This window comes from Allobosea psychrotolerans, assembly GCF_002917105.1.
Classification (GTDB): domain Bacteria; phylum Pseudomonadota; class Alphaproteobacteria; order Rhizobiales; family Beijerinckiaceae; genus Allobosea; species Allobosea psychrotolerans.
On the sequence record NZ_PQFZ01000010.1, the window covers coordinates 122,631 to 138,551 of the forward strand.

Sequence of the window (15,921 nt, forward strand, 5' to 3'; positions counted from 1 at the left end):
CCATGCTCGCCATCAGCGGACTGCACAGCCATTACGGCCATAGCCACATCATCCAGGGCGTCGATATCACGGCGGGCCCGGGCGAGGTCATCGGCATCTTCGGCCGCAACGGCGTCGGCAAGACGACGCTGCTCAAGACCATCGCAGGCTGGGTGCGCCCCAGCGAAGGCGCGATCATGCTCGACGGCGCGACGCTGGCGGGCCTGACGCCCGACCGCATCTGCCATGCCGGCGTCGGCTTCGTGCCGGAAGACCGGCGCATCTTTCCCGGGCTGACCGTGGAGGAAAATCTCTCTCTCGGCCTGCTCCAGGTCAGGAACCGCTCGTCGAAGGAGGAGAAGCGGACGATCGAGGGCATCTATGACCGGTTTCATCGGCTGGGCGAACGGCGCCACCAGCTCGGCACGACCCTCTCGGGCGGCGAGCAGCAGATGCTGGCCATGGCCCGGGTGATGGTCGGCAAGCCGCGCCTCGTCCTGATCGACGAGCCGAGCGAGGGCCTCGCCCCGATGATCGTCGCCGAGATCTTCGCGATCGTGCGCGAACTGCGCGACCAGGGCGCGATCATCCTGCTGGTCGAGCAGAACCTGCATGAAGCGCTGTCCGTCGCCGACCGTTTCCACGTCGTCGAGCGCGGCCGGATCGTCTTCAGCGGCGAAGCCGAGTCCCAGCCGGATCGCGAGCAACTGCTGCGGCTCATCGCCGTCTAGAGCCTATTCGAGCGAAGTGGGCACCGGTTCGCGTGAAGACGATGCGATAAAGCAGGAAGCGAGACTACGGCGACTGCCGGCTTCGAGAACAGGGCAAGCCCTATCGAAAAGGAGAAACGGGCGCTTCCCCCGGGAGACGTTGGATCGGATGGCTCAGGCCGGACGAGCGGCTCAGCGCGATGGTGCACGGCACCGGGATCCATCGCCGGTGCTCACGCGGCTCCCGCTGCTCTTGAGCGACGCTCGCGCGGGCTCGCAACCGGCGCCTCGTCCGCGACGATCTCGGCGTCAGGCAAGCTCACACAGCACCTTTTGGCCACCACGGCCGCGACCTTGACCAGATCGACAGAGCCATCGACGACAACAGCGCGGAGATCGTGATCGGCGTCGATCATGCTGCGCGCATCGCGACCGAGCTGCTTGGCCATCTCAAGATAGATCAACTGCCCGAGCCGTTGCAGTTCAGAATCGGAGAGTCCCTCACACATCGCACACACCCGCCCACGGACGCGATGGCGCCCTCGGACGGTAGATGGTGGCCACGGGTCGGCTGCACCAGAGGCTGCGTCAGCAGGGCTGTTGGCTCGGCACTGCAGGCCGCGGCCGGCTCTGGCCGGCGGCAAGCCTAATCCACCCACACCGCAGCTAGCCTAAATCCACTGACTGATTGTGCCAGGGCCGATCTGGTGCAGATCAAGTTCTGAATCGCTCAGGCGCCGCTGCAATTTGAAGACCGGATCTGGCGGCAAGCCCGAATGGGCAGCCAGGGCCTGGACCGCAGCGTCTTCCGAGTCCGCTTCGACAAAGAAGACCTGCTTCAAGGTCTGAGTGGTCGAGGTCACTTCGATCTGAAATGCTTTTATCAAACTCATTCCCGTCCCCCATCGCTGAGGGGGCGCGGTAGCACGGTCACCGGCGCCCGACCATCCGCGAGCGTGGGCAACACGCCTCGCTATAGCGCGCCTCAGCCCGTCAGGCTCCCGACAAAGACGGAGAGCGCTGAGAGTAGCGCGGTAATCCCGGACCACAGAGCGGCCCGCGCGTTGAGCCGCGCTCCTCGCTCTGCAGCCTGGAGTATGCCAACCGTCCAGCCGGCTTGGGCTTGCTGCTGATCTACGGGCTCGAACGGCCTAGTGCCTTGTGCCCATGTCGGAATGATCTGCACTCGGCTCGCGGCGAACCAGAGCCAGGCGGAAACGCATCCGGTGATGCATGTCAGCCCGGCCATGATGATTGCAACCATTTGCCCGTCCCCTTCGGTTCGCGAGCCTGCGCGCCGAGCCGTCCCACCCTGGTCAGCCTGCCATCAGTGGTAGCGGCTAAAATGCTTCTCCACGAACTCGCCCGCCGCCTTCAGCGTGATCGTCGCTTTGGCCTTGCTGCCACCAACCAATCCGGCCTTGAAAGCCGGATGACTGTCGTCACGGCGTTCGATTTCTGCAAAAGTATCTTTCAGGAACTGGCCTCGCCTCTTCCAGATGAACCGCCCGGCCGGCATCCAAAACCAGCTTCCGCCGCCATGGGCGCGATAATTCGCGAACTCAAGCGCAGCAGCGAACTCCGTTGCATCGAATAATTCGTCAGATCTATCCATCATCAGGGCTATGTCACGAGCTTCGCGTTTAAATGCGTCGAAGAGAAACTCACTAATGGGAACTATCTTATCGCCGAGGCCTTTCAGAAATTTCCAGTCGACGTGCTCATATGATACAAATGGAAGCGCATTGAACATCGGCTCAACTGAATGGCCTCCCTTGATCTCGGCGTGCAACAGCGCTTTGGCCATTGACCAGTCGCCTAGGTCTAGCAGACCAGCCAGGTTCCAATAGAAGCAGATACTCGCGCCAAAATCCCGCAACGACAAAAGCTGTACCGTTCCGCTCCTGGCGTCCCCGGCGGAACTTAACTCCTGTATTGCCCGGACTACCGCTCGATTTGCGGCCGTCGTCCCCCAGCGTCCGCAAACCAAGACTGCCCTCCGGATAATCTCCGTCCTGGCCATGAGGTCACTGACGATCGCGTTCATGGTATCGTTCAGTGGCTCGCCTGGCCTTCCGTCGTTGGGGTAGTCAGGGCCGGTCACATAGCGCCGCACCTTCTCGACTTCGGCATGCAGGAACTCGGCCCACTCCATGGCGAACTTGTCGTCGCGGCAGTACCGTTTTGCCAAGGCGACGGCCATTTCGACGCTCTGCGGGTGCGGCCGGGATGCCTGATTTAGCGCCTCTAGCGTTTCGGCGAGCTTCACGAAAAAGCTGTCGGCATCAGTGATCGAAAAGCTCCGCCCGCCGCGCTGGTCCAGAAGATCTTGCGCCAGCCCGCCCGCCTTGCCCCGCGCTGCCCAGTAGAAGGGATATCGCCGGGACGGAGCGCGAAGAATGGCTGACCGCAATGCCGTATCCCACTCGCCAGACCAGCCGACCGATAGCAGTCCGAAATTATCGAAGACCTGATCCAGCAGCGTATTCATGGCGGGCGAGTAGCCCTCCAGCTCTGCATCGGTGTTCTTGATCCGGGCGTCGAGATAGTCGCCATGGACCTTGATGACGGTGCATTTCGCATGGACCAGCGGCGTTGCACCCGCGATGGCGTCATCGCCGGCAATCACGGTAGGCTCAATGCCGGCTTCGCGAAGTGCGTTCTCTATCAGCCGGTCGAAGTTCGTCGTGATGACCAGGCGCACAGCACCTGATACGACCAATTGGGCGATGGCGTGGTGTGCTTTCGTCGGCTTGCGCGCTTCTTCGCCTTCAGCCGGCTCGATATAGCCGTGAAGGATGGCGCGCCGCTCAGCCTGCGTTGAGGCAAGCGCGTCCAGAATTTCCGAATAACTTGGCTCTTTGCCATACTTGTCGCGGTACCACGTCGCCCAGCCTTCACGCTCGGTCGCGCCGTCAAGGGCGGCTAAGCGGCGGATCAGGTCGAGCGTGATTTCCCAGCCGGTGGGAATGCCGGCCGCCCGTGACAGGCCGGAGCCAACAAGGATGGCGTGAACGCCGGGACTATGATGGAGCGAGAGAGCAAGAGCATCGAACGGCGGAAGCTCAATCATGGTGGCACCCTGCGAAGAACACTTCGAATAGGGCTATCACGATTCCCTACGCTCGCTGTGCGTGCATGATTCAAATGCCGCTATCCTTGGGAACGCAATCGAATTAAGCGCGGCGAAGAACCCGCTGAAGGTGTCGGCACGCGGCGATTGGATACCTCGCGCGCGATGGCACCAGCCGATGATGCGCCGGTGTCTGCCCGCACGGCGTCGATCGCTGAAACGAGGCCGGCCGCCCTACCGTTGGCGGCGAGCGCGCGGGTTTCGATTCCCAGCTTTCGAGCGGCTTCCGATAGAACTGAGCCCCGGTGGCCACCAAGCTTCGCGCCGCGCGCCTTCGCGGCGGCCAGCGCCATCAGCCAGGGCGAAGCCGGCATTGAGGCCGCTGGTCGAGGTCCGGTGGTTCTTCGAGCGGCAGCCCAAGGGCATGGACGATCTGCGGCGTGCGGTGGCATTCGGCGACCACTTGGTGGCCAAGGACCCGAAGCTGTCTACGACCTGGGATGCCGCGATGCTTCCGAGAACGCGCTGTTCTCGTTGGCGAGTGAGGCACGTCGATTGCGGTTCAACCCTCCCGCTCGTCGTTAAGCGCAAAACAATGTGCGTAGGGCTGCGCCGTTTTGACGCGCAGCTTGATCGTGCAACAACTTATTTGCAGACACCTGCAAGGCGTTGCACGGATCATTAACTCGCAAGGAGCGTTAATGACCGTCAGCATTTTTTGCAGCAAGCGCTGCATAGGAATTGCTAACCGGATTTGAATGAGGCACGGTGACTGCAGGTGATAATCCGAGCACGCAGTCGGAACATTCGCAAATCACATCAGGAGCACAACGTGCAACCGCACTCGCAAGACGGTCGGCCCACCGAGAGCGAACTTATTGCAGTTGTTAGCAATCAAGCCGATGGCATGTCAGCGCTCGATTTGCTGAAGCACTTCACAAGCGAAGAGCGTTATCCCGCTCACGACGTGCAGCGAGCAATCCAACGTGCGTTGAACGCGAACCGCTTAGAACTCGGGCCTAAACTGAGGCTTTATGTTGTACGCGAGATGGCCGCAGCTTAACAGTCGCAATCAACGTAATTGGCTTTGAGCGACAAAGATCGGCTCAGTCGTCGTCATGCCGTCATGGCCGACGATCAGCGCAACCCGGCTCAGCGGGATGCGGATCGCATTCTATATTCCTCCGCCTTCCGTAGGCTTGCAGGAATAACGCAAATCGTGCGCGCCGGTGAAGCCGATGTGTTTCACACTCGCCAACAGCACACGTTCAAGGTCGCACAGATCGGCCGTCGCCTCGCCGAAAAATGCTACAAAGCAAATCAAAAGCTCGCAGCTGCAATCGGATTTATCCCGGATGTGGTCGAAGCGGCGTGCCTTGCACACGACCTAGGACACCCACCCTTTGGGCATAGGGGCGAGTATGCGCTGAACGACCTTGTTGAGCAGGCCGGCGACCCTGATGGCTATGAGGGGAATGCGCAAACCTTTCGAATTATAACAAAACTCGCCGTCCGTTTTGAGGAATGTGTCGGGCTCGACTTGACCAGAGCGACGTTGGCCGCGACGCTGAAATACCCGTGGATGCGGGACAAAAGTATCCCTGCTCGCAGCACCAAATGGAATGCTTATCGAGCCGAAGCTGACGACTTTGCATTCGCTCGGCAGGGGTTGGATCACAACGCCAAGACCCCAGAAGCCGATCTTATGGATTGGGCGGACGACATCGCTTATTCCGTCCATGACCTTGAGGATTTTCATCGCTGCGGATTAATCCCATGGCGCCGCATTTTACCAAAGGGCGATCAGAGCGACCAGATCATTCAGCGGGCAGCGGCAAAATGGTTTGACGCACCGCCGGATGCGACCGGCCGATTGCGTGAAGCCATGCGCAGCCTCAATGACTTTATCGAGGGCTCGTTCGGTAGCATAATAAACGAGCCTTATGTCGGCGCTCGAAATCAGAGGCAGGAACTCCGCAACCTAACCTCCGGTCTAATCGGACGATACATCAGGGCCGCCGAACTGAGAGAGCCTGACGCAGAGGGGAAATGCTTGCACATTGAGCCGGACGCGTCAGATCAGGTGCTAGTCCTAAAGCAAATAACCCGCGACTACATAATAAGCAACCCTTCTCTAGCAGCTCAACAGAAGGGCCAAGAACGGATAATTCGAGAGCTGTTCGAAGATTTACTTAGCGATACGAAGAGCGGGTCCCCTCCAAATTACTTGCCGCAACGCCTAAGCTATCTTTATGAATTCGACTCGACTCCTGCGCGTATCGTATCGGATTGTATCGCAAGCCTAACGGAAGGCGAGGCCGTTGCTTTGCACGCGAGGCTCCGGGGAGTTGCCAGTGGATCGGTGCTCGATCCAATTGTGCGCTAGCCCTGCCATCCGATTCGGCCGGAAAAGCATGAGGCGCGCGCTGCCTGGCGCGACCATCCACCAACGTTCATAGAGGTCTTATTACACGGATATTACACGCCCCACTCGGGTCGACGCGCTAAACCGTTGATCTAGTTGAATAAAAATGGCGCTCCCATGGGGAATCGAACCCCAGTTTTCGCCGTGAGAGGGCGACGTCCTAACCGCTAGACGATGGGAGCAGCGCGGCAAGGGCTGCTGTGTAATCGGGCTGCGGCCGCTCTGCAACAGCTTTTTGCGCAAAGCCCGCAAGGAATTCGCGGCGACAGCCGAAGGCCGTCGCCGCAGCACCACATTAGAAGCCGCGAAGCCCGGCGGCTCAGGCCGCCTTGTCGGCCAGGGCGGGATAGTCGGTATAGCCCTTGGCATCGCCGCCATAGAAGGTCGCGACATCCGGCTCGTTCAGCGGGGCGTTGCGCTCCAATCGTGCGACCAGGTCGGGATTGGCGATGAAGAGCCGGCCGAAGGCGATGGCGTCGGCCTCGCCCTTATCGACCGTCTCGATGGCGAGCTCGCGGTTGAAGCCGTTATTGGCGATATAGGCGCCCTTGAAGGCACGGCGTAGCGCGCCATAGTCGAAGGGCAGATAGTCGCGCGCCTCGCGCGTCGCGCCCTCGACGACATGGATGAAGGCGATGCCCTGCTCGCTGAGCTTCGTCACCAGATGGGTGAACGGCGCCTGCGGATCGGAATCGCGCGCATCATTGGCCGGGCTCACCGGCGAGATGCGGATGCCGACGCGGCCCTTGCCGAACACCTTCGACACAGCGGCGACAACCTCGAGCGCGAAACGCACGCGGTTCTCGATCGAGCCGCCATAGGCATCGCTGCGCTTGTTGGAATCGTCGCGCAGGAACTGGTCGATCAGATAGCCATGGGCGCCATGCAGTTCGACGCCGTCGAAGCCGGCGGCCTTGGCGTTCTCGGCGGCGGTGACGAACTCGCCGATGATCGCGGGGATTTCCGCCAGCGCCAGTTCGCGCGGGGGCGAGACCTCGGCAAAACCGCTTTCGATATAGGTCTTGGTCTTGGCGGTGATCGGCGACGGGCTGACCGGGGCCTGGCCGCCCGGCTGCAGCGAGACATGGCTGACGCGGCCGACATGCCAGAGCTGGGCGATGATCTTGCCGCCCTCCGCATGGACGGCGTCGGTCACGGCCTTCCAGCCGGCGATCTGCGCGTCGCTGTAGAGGCCCGGCGTCCAGACATAGCCCTGGCCCTGCTGCGACACCTGCGTGCCCTCGGTGATGATCAGCCCGGCGCCGGCGCGCTGGCGGTAATATTCGACATTCAGGGCATTGGGGGCGTCATTGCCGCGCGTCGCGCGATTGCGCGTCAACGGCGCCATGACGACGCGGTTCCTGAGTTCGATATCGCCGAGGCGAAACGGCGTGAACAGGGCAGGCTTGGCAGAGCTGGATTGGCTCATGGGAGTGATCCTCAGGATCGCGGCTGGCGCCGCATGATTGACAAGAGCGTTTTCGGGCGAAGTGGACACCGGTTCGCGCGAGGAAAACGCGTTCAGACAAAAGCCAGCGAACGCCCGGCAGCGCGTCTGCGCCCGGCGGCATCGGCATTCGACAAGGCTCAGATAGGCATGACACAATGGAATGGCAGGGGCGTGGGGAGCGCCTCGGCCATGCCCGAAAGGATGCCCTCCGCGGAGGCCTGATTGGAGACGATCGATACTGCCGAGCCCGCCTCGGGGAGACCGGGATTGCACACCCGCCTTCTCGCTGGAGGCCGCCATGCGCTGCGCGCCGGGCTCAACGCCGCGCTCGGCATCGTCTATCCGCCGAGCTGCATCGCCTGCCATGCCGCGACCGGGGAGGCGCAGGCGCTCTGCCCCGCCTGCTGGGCCGGCATCGGCTTCATCGAGCGCCCCTTCTGCGAGCGGCTCGGCACGCCCTTTGCGGTCGATCTCGGCGCGGGCCTGCTCTCGCCGGCCGCGATCGCCGATCCACCGGTCTTCCGCAGGGCGCGCGCGGTCTGCCGGTTCGAGGGCGCTGCGCGCGAACTGGTGCACAGGCTGAAATATGACGACCGGCTCGAACTGGCGCTGACACTGGGCCGGATGATGACGCAGGCCGGGCGCGAATTGCTGTGGGAGGCCGAGATGATCGTGCCGGTGCCGCTGCATCGCACCCGGCTCTGGAGCCGGCGCTTCAACCAGGCCGCGGCGCTGGCCCAGGTCGTCGCCAGGCAGAGCCGGGTCCCGCTCGCGCCTGGCCTGCTGGCGCGGGTCAAGCGCACGAAGCAGCAGGTCGGGCTGACGCGGGCGCAGCGCAGCGACAATCTGCAGGGCGCGTTCAAGGTTCCGCTCGCGGCGCGACCGCGGATCGAGGGGCGGCGCATCCTGCTGATCGACGACGTGCTGACCACAGGCTCGACCGCCAACGCCTCGGCCCGCGCCCTGCTGCGCGCCGGTGCTGCCCAGGTCGACGTGCTGACCTTCGCCCGGGTGGTGACGGATGCCTGAGAGCCCGTTTGGAAACCCCAGCCCTCATCCTGAGGAGCTGCGAAGCAGCGTCTCGAAGGATGCTCCAGATGGTTCGGGAGCCTCCTGGAGCATCCTTCGAGACGCCATTCCCAGGGGAATGGCTCCTCAGGATGAGGGCTCGCGAAGTTTCCAAACGGGCTCTGAGCGCGCTACAGCATCGAACCGAATACCGTATTCAGCCCGATGCCGTAGCTCCTTGATTTTGCATCGGCTTCTTCCGAAAGCCGGACTCCACATTTCGGGCCGATGCACTAAATAAAGCGCAGCGCATTATCCACGAAGGTCACTCCATGCCTCCCGTCACGATCTACACCACCTCCTGGTGCCCCTATTGCCAGTCGGCAAAGGCGCTGCTGAGCAAGAAGGGCGTCGCCTTCGAGGAAATCGATGTCGACGGCAAGCCGGAGCTGCGCCAGGCGATGACGGCCAAGGCGCGCGGACGCACCTCGGTGCCGCAGATCTTCATCGGCGCCACCCATGTCGGCGGCTCCGACGACCTGCACGCGCTCGACTCGCGCGGCGAGCTCGACAAGCTGCTGGCGGCCTGAGGCTCCTCCGGCCGGCAAGGCCGGATCCTTCGGGCGGTCACCGAGCCACGTTTTCGGGAAATCCTTTGCCTTGCAAAGCTTTCGTCAGGACTTACCTGTTGGATTGATGTCCTGCGGCCCCGAACCTTGATTTGAAATGATCCGCTACGCCCTCATCTGCGACAACGCCCACGATTTCGAGAGCTGGTTCTCGACCTCGGCGAGCTTCGAGGAGCAGGCCGGGCGCGGCCTGGTGACCTGCCCCTTCTGCGGCAGCGCCAAGGTCGAGCGCGCGATCATGGCGCCCAATGTCGCACGCACCGATCGCGAGCGGGCCGCTCCGGCCGAGACCGGAGCGGAGGCAGCCGCGCTGGTCCCGGCCGTGCCGGCGCCTGTCGCCCTGATGGGCGAGAAGGAGATCGCCTTCCGGGAGATGCTGGTGGCCCTGCACAAGCATGTCGCCGAGAACGCCGAGAATGTCGGCAAGCGCTTCGCCGAGGAGGCGATCAAGATCCATCACGGCGAGAGCGACAGCCGCGCCATCTATGGCGAGGCCACGCCCGACGACGCCAAGATGCTGCAGGAGGAGGGCGTCGCCTTCATGCCCCTGCCCCGCCTGCCTCGCGCAGGGAATTGAAACGCTCTTCATGGCCAGGAGCGCGCGCAGCAGGCCTGCCATCACGCTGCGGTCCAGGCTAAATCACTCCCCCAGAGCATGGCTCGCGTGAAGAACCGGCACGCTGTCTTTCGCACAAAGCCCGGGGCGTTTTCGGCGAAGCACCAGCCCTGGAATCCGGCTCGGCGTTCCGCTTCGACCGGAATGACACGCCTTTCCAACGGGGCATTCGTGGCCTCCCAGGCGAAATTCCGTCGCCCGACGCTTACTTATTTTCCTTTATAGAACAATGCCTTGCCCGAGGCGTCGCCGGGCGGAAACATCCGCCGGAGCTCCCTTTCCGGCTCCTGCCCTTCCTTTCCGGATTAACTTTCTGTTAAGGGTTATGGGTTTCCTTGCCCGCGATCCCGCCGCGCCGCACACGGCAATTCGGGATCCCGAACCCAGGAGGTTACCGCATGAAGCGGCTCGTGATCGCTGCCCATGGTCTCCGTTCCAACGGAGTTGCCCGCCGCGGCAGTAGATCGATCCCGCTTCTGATGTCGCTGCTGGCGCCGGCTCTGGGGGCGTGCAGCGTCTCGCCCGTCCAGACGGCCGCGGTCTCCGCACCGGCGACGAAGGAGCCGACCGCCGCGCGCAAGCGCGCCGTCGCCCTGGCGAAGGCCGACCCCCGGGAAAAGGAATGCCTGGTTCGCGCGATGTATTTCGAGTCGAACCGGTCGAGCGAAGCGGGACTGCTCAGCGTCGGCACGGTCGTGATGAACCGGGTCGAAGCCCCCAAATATCCCGAGACGATCTGCGGCGTCGTCGGAGCGCCCCGCCAGTTCGCTTCCGGCGTCCTGACGCGCCCGATGACCGAGAAGACCCTGCCGAAGATCGAGGCGATTGCCGAGGACATCCTCAACGGCCGCCGCAACGAGACGATCGGACCGGCCAAGCATTTCCACACGGCCGGGCTGCGCTTCGGCTACACCAATATGCACTACATGACGGTCGCCGGCGGCAACGCCTTCTATGTGAAGGGCGAGCGGCCCGAGCGGCGGCGCATCGAGGAGCCGGCATTCCAGGTGGCGGAAGCCGCCGCGCCGGCGCCTGTTGCAGCGGTCTCGCCCGTCGCCTCCGCCTCCTTCGCATCTGCACCGCTGGCCTTCGCGCCCCAGACGCCTGCCTTCGAGACGCCCGCGCCCAAGACGCTCGCGCTCGACACCCCCGCGGTGATGCTGGTCAGGAATGTGCGGCTGCCGCCGGACCGGCCGCTCGATCTCGATCTGCCCAAGGTCAAGCGCGCTTTCGTTGCTCCGCCCAAGGTCGACCGGCGCCTGGCGGCGCTTTTCCCGTCATCCACCGAGATCAGGGGCAGCCTTTCGCCGCGATAAGCGCTCGTTTGGGAATTCCTACAGCCCTCATCCTGAGGAGCGCTCCGTAGGAGCGGGTCTCGAAGGATGCTCCAGGAGGCTCGGGAACCATCTGGAGCATCCTTCGAGACGCTGCTTCGCAGCTCCTCAGGATGAGGGCTGGAGTTTCCAAACGATGTCCAAGCGCTCGACATCCGGCCGGCGCGGATCTTGGGACACCGGGAGATTCCGCGTGTCCATGAGAACCGGGCGCGCTCGCGCCGCGTTTTCGTCAGCCTAACGTCGAGGGGGACATCGCCGCGGCTCTGGCGCTATCTTCGCCGCAGTGCAACATTCAGATTGCTCTGCAATACGGGGAAACGCCATGACCGCGACCAAGCCCGACGGCCAGCAGACGGCGCAGCGCGACAAGCCCACGCCCCGCGACAAGCCTTGGATCTTCCGCACCTATGCGGGCCATTCCGATGCCTCGGAATCCAACAGGCTCTATCGCAACAACCTCGCCAAGGGGCAGACCGGCCTCTCCGTCGCCTTCGACCTGCCGACGCAGACCGGCTACGATCCCGACCATGTGCTGGCGCGCGGCGAGGTCGGCAAGGTCGGCGTGCCCGTGAGCCATCTCGGCGACATGCGGGCTCTCTTCGCCGATATCCCTCTCGCCCAGATGAACACCTCGATGACGATCAACGCGACGGCGGCCTGGCTGCTCTCGCTCTACATCGCGGTGGCCGATGAGCAGGGCGCACCGCGCAACGCGCTGCAGGGCACGACCCAGAACGACCTCGTCAAGGAATACCTCTCGCGCGGCACCTATGTCTTCCCGCCGCGCCCCTCGATGGCGCTCACCACCGACATCGTCGTGTTCACGGCTCGCGAATTGCCGAAATGGAACCCGACCAATGTCTGCTCCTATCATCTGCAGGAAGCCGGCGCCTCGCCTGTGCAGGAGCTCTCCTTCGCGTTGGCGACCGCGATCGCGCTGCTGGATTCGATCCGGGCCCGGCCGGAGGTCTCGGCCGCGGAGTTCCCCGAGGTCGTCGGGCGCATTTCCTTCTTCGTCAATGCCGGCATGCGCTTCGTCACCGAGCTCTGCAAGATGCGGGCTTTCGTCGAGCTCTGGGACGAGATCACGCTTGGCCGCTATGGCGTCGCGGATGAGGCGATGCGCCGCTTCCGTTATGGCGTGCAGGTCAATTCGCTGGGGCTGACCGAGCCCCAGCCCGAGAACAATGTCTATCGCATCCTGATCGAGATGCTGGCGGTGACGCTCTCCAAGAAGGCGCGCGCCCGAGCCGTCCAGCTCCCGGCCTGGAACGAGGCGCTGGGATTGCCGCGCCCCTTCGACCAGCAATGGTCGCTGCGCATGCAGCAGGTGCTGGCCTATGAGACCGATCTGCTCGAATTCGGCGACATCTTCGACGGCTCCACGGTGATCGACGCCAAGGTCGCCGATCTCAAGGCCGCCGCGCTGGAGGAGCTGGCGAAGATCGCCGATATGGGCGGTGCGCTGGCGGCGATCGAGACCGGCTATATGAAGCAGGCGCTGGTCGAGAACGGCGCCCGCCGGATCGAGGCGATCGAGCGCGGCGAGCAGATCGTCATCGGCGTCAACAAATTCACCAATAGCGAGCCCTCCCCGCTCTCGGCCGGCGAAGGCAATGTCGTGACCGTGCCGGATTCGGTCGAATTGGAAGCCGTCGGCCGACTCAAGGCCTGGCGCTCGGTCCGCGATGCCAAGGCCGCGGAAGCCGCGCTGGCGGAGCTCGCCTCCGCGGCGAAGGAAACGCGCAATGTCATGCCGGCCTCGATCGCCTGCGCCAAGGCCGGCGTCACCACCGGCGAATGGGCCCAGACCCTGCGCGAGATCTTTGGCGAGTACCGCGCCCCCACAGGCGTGGACACGACCAAGCTCGGTGACGATGCGGGCCTGGCCACGGTGAAGGCAGCGGTCGCCCGCGCCACCGAAAAGCTCGGCCGCCCGCCGCGCTTCCTTGTCGGCAAGCCGGGGCTCGACGGCCATTCCAACGGCGCCGAGCAGATCTCCGTGCGCGCCCGCGACGCAGGCATGGCGGTGAGCTATGGCGGCATCCGCCAGACGCCCGAGGAGATCGTGGCGCAGGCCCGGGAGACCGACGCCGACATCATCGGCCTGTCGATCCTCTCGGGCTCGCATCTGCCGCTGGTGCGTGACGTCACCGCGCGCCTGCGCGTCGCCGGCATGACCACGCCCGTCGTGGTCGGCGGCATCATCCCGCCCGACGACGAGAACGCCCTGCGCAATATGGGGGTGGCCGCGGTCTACACGCCGAAGGATTTCGCGCTCGACGGCATTATCGCCGATGTCGCGGGATTGGCGGCGAAGGGGCGAGGCTGAGCCGCAGCGTCATTCCGGGGCTTCGCGCAGCGAAGAACCCGGAACCCACGACCGGGTGAGCGCGATCGACTGGGTATAGAAGGCCGCACCCTGTCGTGGGTTCCGGGTTCGGCCCTACGGGCCGCCCCGGAATGACAGGTCACACCATCCCCACGCTCTTCAGCTGCTGATAGGCCTTCAGGATCTCCTGGAGCGTGCCTTCGCGCGAGCGGTCGCCGCCATTGGCGTCAGGATGGAAGCGCTTCACCAGTTCCTTGTAGCGCGCCTTGATCGCTGCGGAATCGGCCGTGATGTCGAGATTGAGAGCTTCGAGCGCCTTGCGGGCAACGACGCCGACGCGCGGCTCCGGATTGGCCGCCTCCTGGGTGCGGCGGGAGCCGAAGATGTTGAAGCCGTCCTGTACGTCGGCCTCTCCACCACCCGCCACGCGCCCGCGCTGCGCCATCCGCGCCGCCTTGGAGTTGACGCCGAGCTTCCAGGTCGGCCGATGGCCGATCTCCTCCTGCTTGGCGTAGGCGGCCAGCGCCGCGTCGTCCATGCCGGCGAAATAATTATAGGTCGCGTTGTAGGCCTTCACATGCTCCATGCAGAACAGGAAGAACTTGCCCTCGCGGCCACGCCCCTGCGGCGCGCGGAATTCGCCCAGCCGGGCACAGCCGGCATGGTCGCAGCGGGGCGCATCGGATTCCTCGACCGCTTCCGCCTCGGAAGGGCCGATCCTGATACGGTCGAAAAGGCGTGAGTTGAAGTTCATGCTCGAATGGTTATGAGACGCGCAATCGGAACCGGCAAGTGCGGCGCAACATGCACCAGCCGATCCCCCCTATGACGACCGGAAGAATGTCGCGATCATGACCGCAATGGCTGAACGGATTACCAAGAAGCTGGAAAGCGCCTTGTCGCCGCAGCGCTTGAAGGTGATCGATGAGTCGCACCAGCATCAGGGCCATGGGGGTTGGCGCGAAGGCGGCGAGACGCATTTCAGGGTTGATATCGTATCGGAAGCCTTTTCCGGCAAGAGCCGATTGGAGCGTCACCGCATGGTCAACGCCGCGCTGGCGCAGGAACTGGCGGATGGCGTGCATGCGCTGGCGATCGTGGCGCGCGGTCCCGGAGAGAGCTGAGCCCGCTCACGGCGCAACGCGGGTCCAAGACCCTTACCCCTCCGCCCGCTCCGGTGTGAACGCATAGATCACCGCCGCTCCCAGCAGCAACGCCGCAAAACCCCAATGCAGGTTGGCGAAGGTCGCGGCCGCATCGAAACCTGAGGCGCGCTGCGTCGCGATGAACCAGCCCGAGCCGGACTGGAGCAGAGCAGCGCCCGAGATGAACAGGAAGTTCACCGCCGTCATGCCGCGCCCGAGCAGATGGGCCGGGAAGAAGATGCGCGCATGCGCCATCAGCACCGCATAGGTGAAGCCGACGGCTCCGATCACCGAGAACAGCACCACGGCCAGCGCCGCCGAGGAGCCTCCCCTCAGCGCCAGCAAGGCGAAGGCGACCGCCGTCGCGACCGTGCCCCAGAGCACCAGCGGCTTGACCCGGCCGACAAATTTCTCGAGCCCGCCATAAAGGAAAGCGCCGCCGACCATCGCAAGCGCCATCGCGGTCGCGGCATTGCCGGCGGTGATGGCGTCGAGGCCATGGACGTCGCCCATGAAGGGAGCGATCCACAAGCCGCGCGCCGTCGCCACGATGGCGTAGCCGACCAAGGTGATCGGCGCGAGCAGCCAGAGCGGCCGCAATCGCAGGATGCTGGCGAGCCCCTCGACCAGGCCTTCAGCCTTGCCGGAAGCGCTTTCGGCCCGTGGCGGATCGCGCAGCAGAACGGCGGCCAGCAGCGTCGCGACCAGGAAGCATGCCGCCATCGCCAGCATCGCCGACCGCCAGCCATAATGCGCCGAAGCCAGCGCCAGCGGCCCGGCCGCGAGGATATTGCCGAGCGAGCCGAGGCCGATCAGCACCGAGGTCAGGAAGGCGAAGCGCGCCGGCTCCGCCGTTCGTGCGAACAGGAACAGCGAGGCCATGAAGATCGGCGCACAGCCGATGCCGATCAGCGCCATGGCAAACGTCCCCGCCAGGGCATTGCTCGCCATGGCGAAGAGAAAGGCGCCGACCGAACCGACCGCCATCGCGACCGAAACCGTTCGCCGCGGCCCGAGCCGGTCGAGAGCCCAGCCGATCGGGAATTGCGAGACGGCGAAGGCGATGAACCAGGCCGCGCCGAGAAAACCGAGCTCGCGCGGCCCTATCCCCAGATCCGCCATCACCGGGTTGGCGATGACGCTGAGGAACGACCGGTAGAAGATCGAGAGGAAATAGGCCGGCAGCAGCGCGAAGAAGACGGTCACAGGGCGAACCG

Annotated in this window: 14 protein-coding genes and 1 tRNA gene; 8 read left to right on the forward strand and 7 right to left on the reverse strand. The window is 64.1% G+C overall.

What is annotated here, in order from left to right; all coding sequences use genetic code 11:
• Positions 1 to 2 precede the first annotated feature (2 nt).
• On the forward strand, positions 3 to 710 hold the full coding sequence (locus CYD53_RS17660; protein WP_103719391.1) for an ABC transporter ATP-binding protein: 708 nt from the start codon (positions 3 to 5) through the stop codon (positions 708 to 710).
• A 212-nt stretch (positions 711 to 922) separates the two neighbouring features.
• Here CYD53_RS17660 and CYD53_RS17665 read toward each other — a convergent pair whose 3' ends face one another.
• From CYD53_RS17665 to CYD53_RS17680, 3 genes are all read right to left on the reverse strand, one after another.
• Positions 923 to 1,138, reverse strand: coding sequence for a hypothetical protein (locus tag CYD53_RS17665; RefSeq protein WP_146055946.1), 216 nt, complete (start codon positions 1,136 to 1,138; stop codon positions 923 to 925).
• Between the two features lie 222 nt (positions 1,139 to 1,360).
• The gene (locus tag CYD53_RS17670) at positions 1,361 to 1,582 is read right to left on the reverse strand and encodes a hypothetical protein (protein ID WP_103719393.1); all 222 of its coding nucleotides are present in this window, start codon (positions 1,580 to 1,582) and stop codon (positions 1,361 to 1,363) included.
• Positions 1,583 to 2,016: 434 nt separating this feature from the next.
• A complete protein-coding gene (locus tag CYD53_RS17680) occupies positions 2,017 to 3,762 on the reverse strand; it encodes an SIR2 family protein (RefSeq protein ID WP_103719395.1) in 1,746 nt (581 codons plus the stop codon).
• Between the two features lie 1,126 nt (positions 3,763 to 4,888).
• Here CYD53_RS17680 and CYD53_RS17685 point away from each other — a divergent pair.
• A complete protein-coding gene (locus CYD53_RS17685; RefSeq protein ID WP_103719396.1) occupies positions 4,889 to 6,148 on the forward strand; it encodes a deoxyguanosinetriphosphate triphosphohydrolase family protein in 1,260 nt (419 codons plus the stop codon).
• 146 nt (positions 6,149 to 6,294) lie between these two features.
• On the opposite strand, the gene CYD53_RS17690 is transcribed toward CYD53_RS17685, so the two are convergent.
• Together CYD53_RS17690 and CYD53_RS17695 are read right to left on the reverse strand one after the other, a co-directional pair.
• Positions 6,295 to 6,369: transfer RNA gene (locus CYD53_RS17690), tRNA-Glu, on the reverse strand.
• Positions 6,370 to 6,506: 137 nt separating this feature from the next.
• Complete coding sequence (locus CYD53_RS17695; protein WP_103719397.1) at positions 6,507 to 7,616, reverse strand: alkene reductase; 1,110 nt, start codon at positions 7,614 to 7,616, stop codon at positions 6,507 to 6,509.
• 288 nt (positions 7,617 to 7,904) lie between these two features.
• Here CYD53_RS17695 and CYD53_RS17700 point away from each other — a divergent pair, with 288 nt between their 5' ends.
• From CYD53_RS17700 to CYD53_RS17720, 5 genes are all read left to right on the forward strand, one after another.
• Positions 7,905 to 8,666, forward strand: a complete 762-nt coding sequence (locus tag CYD53_RS17700; protein WP_103719398.1) for a ComF family protein — start codon at positions 7,905 to 7,907, stop codon at positions 8,664 to 8,666.
• Between the two features lie 311 nt (positions 8,667 to 8,977).
• Entirely contained in the window at positions 8,978 to 9,235 is a 258-nt protein-coding gene (gene grxC, locus CYD53_RS17705) for a glutaredoxin 3 (RefSeq protein WP_103719399.1), read from the forward strand.
• Between the two features lie 136 nt (positions 9,236 to 9,371).
• Complete coding sequence (locus CYD53_RS17710; protein ID WP_103719400.1) at positions 9,372 to 9,851, forward strand: DUF1178 family protein; 480 nt, start codon at positions 9,372 to 9,374, stop codon at positions 9,849 to 9,851.
• 437 nt (positions 9,852 to 10,288) lie between these two features.
• Complete coding sequence (locus CYD53_RS17715; RefSeq protein WP_245928297.1) at positions 10,289 to 11,206, forward strand: cell wall hydrolase; 918 nt, start codon at positions 10,289 to 10,291, stop codon at positions 11,204 to 11,206.
• Between the two features lie 343 nt (positions 11,207 to 11,549).
• Positions 11,550 to 13,559: a protein meaA gene (locus CYD53_RS17720; RefSeq protein WP_103719402.1), complete on the forward strand. Its 2,010-nt coding sequence runs from the start codon at positions 11,550 to 11,552 to the stop codon at positions 13,557 to 13,559.
• A gap of 139 nt (positions 13,560 to 13,698) precedes the next feature.
• Here the strand turns inward: CYD53_RS17720 and CYD53_RS17725 are convergent, their stop codons facing one another.
• Entirely contained in the window at positions 13,699 to 14,313 is a 615-nt protein-coding gene (locus tag CYD53_RS17725; RefSeq protein ID WP_103719403.1) for a J domain-containing protein, read from the reverse strand.
• Positions 14,314 to 14,410: 97 nt separating this feature from the next.
• Between CYD53_RS17725 and CYD53_RS17730 the strand changes: the two genes are divergently transcribed.
• The gene (locus tag CYD53_RS17730) at positions 14,411 to 14,683 is read left to right on the forward strand and encodes a BolA family protein (protein WP_425428314.1); all 273 of its coding nucleotides are present in this window, start codon (positions 14,411 to 14,413) and stop codon (positions 14,681 to 14,683) included.
• Positions 14,684 to 14,716: 33 nt separating this feature from the next.
• Here the strand turns inward: CYD53_RS17730 and CYD53_RS17735 are convergent, their stop codons facing one another.
• Positions 14,717 to 15,910 carry an MFS transporter gene (locus tag CYD53_RS17735; RefSeq protein ID WP_103719405.1) on the reverse strand — a complete coding sequence of 398 codons (1,194 nt, stop codon included), beginning with the start codon at positions 15,908 to 15,910 and terminating at the stop codon, positions 14,717 to 14,719.
• Between the last annotated feature and the right edge of the window lie 11 nt (positions 15,911 to 15,921).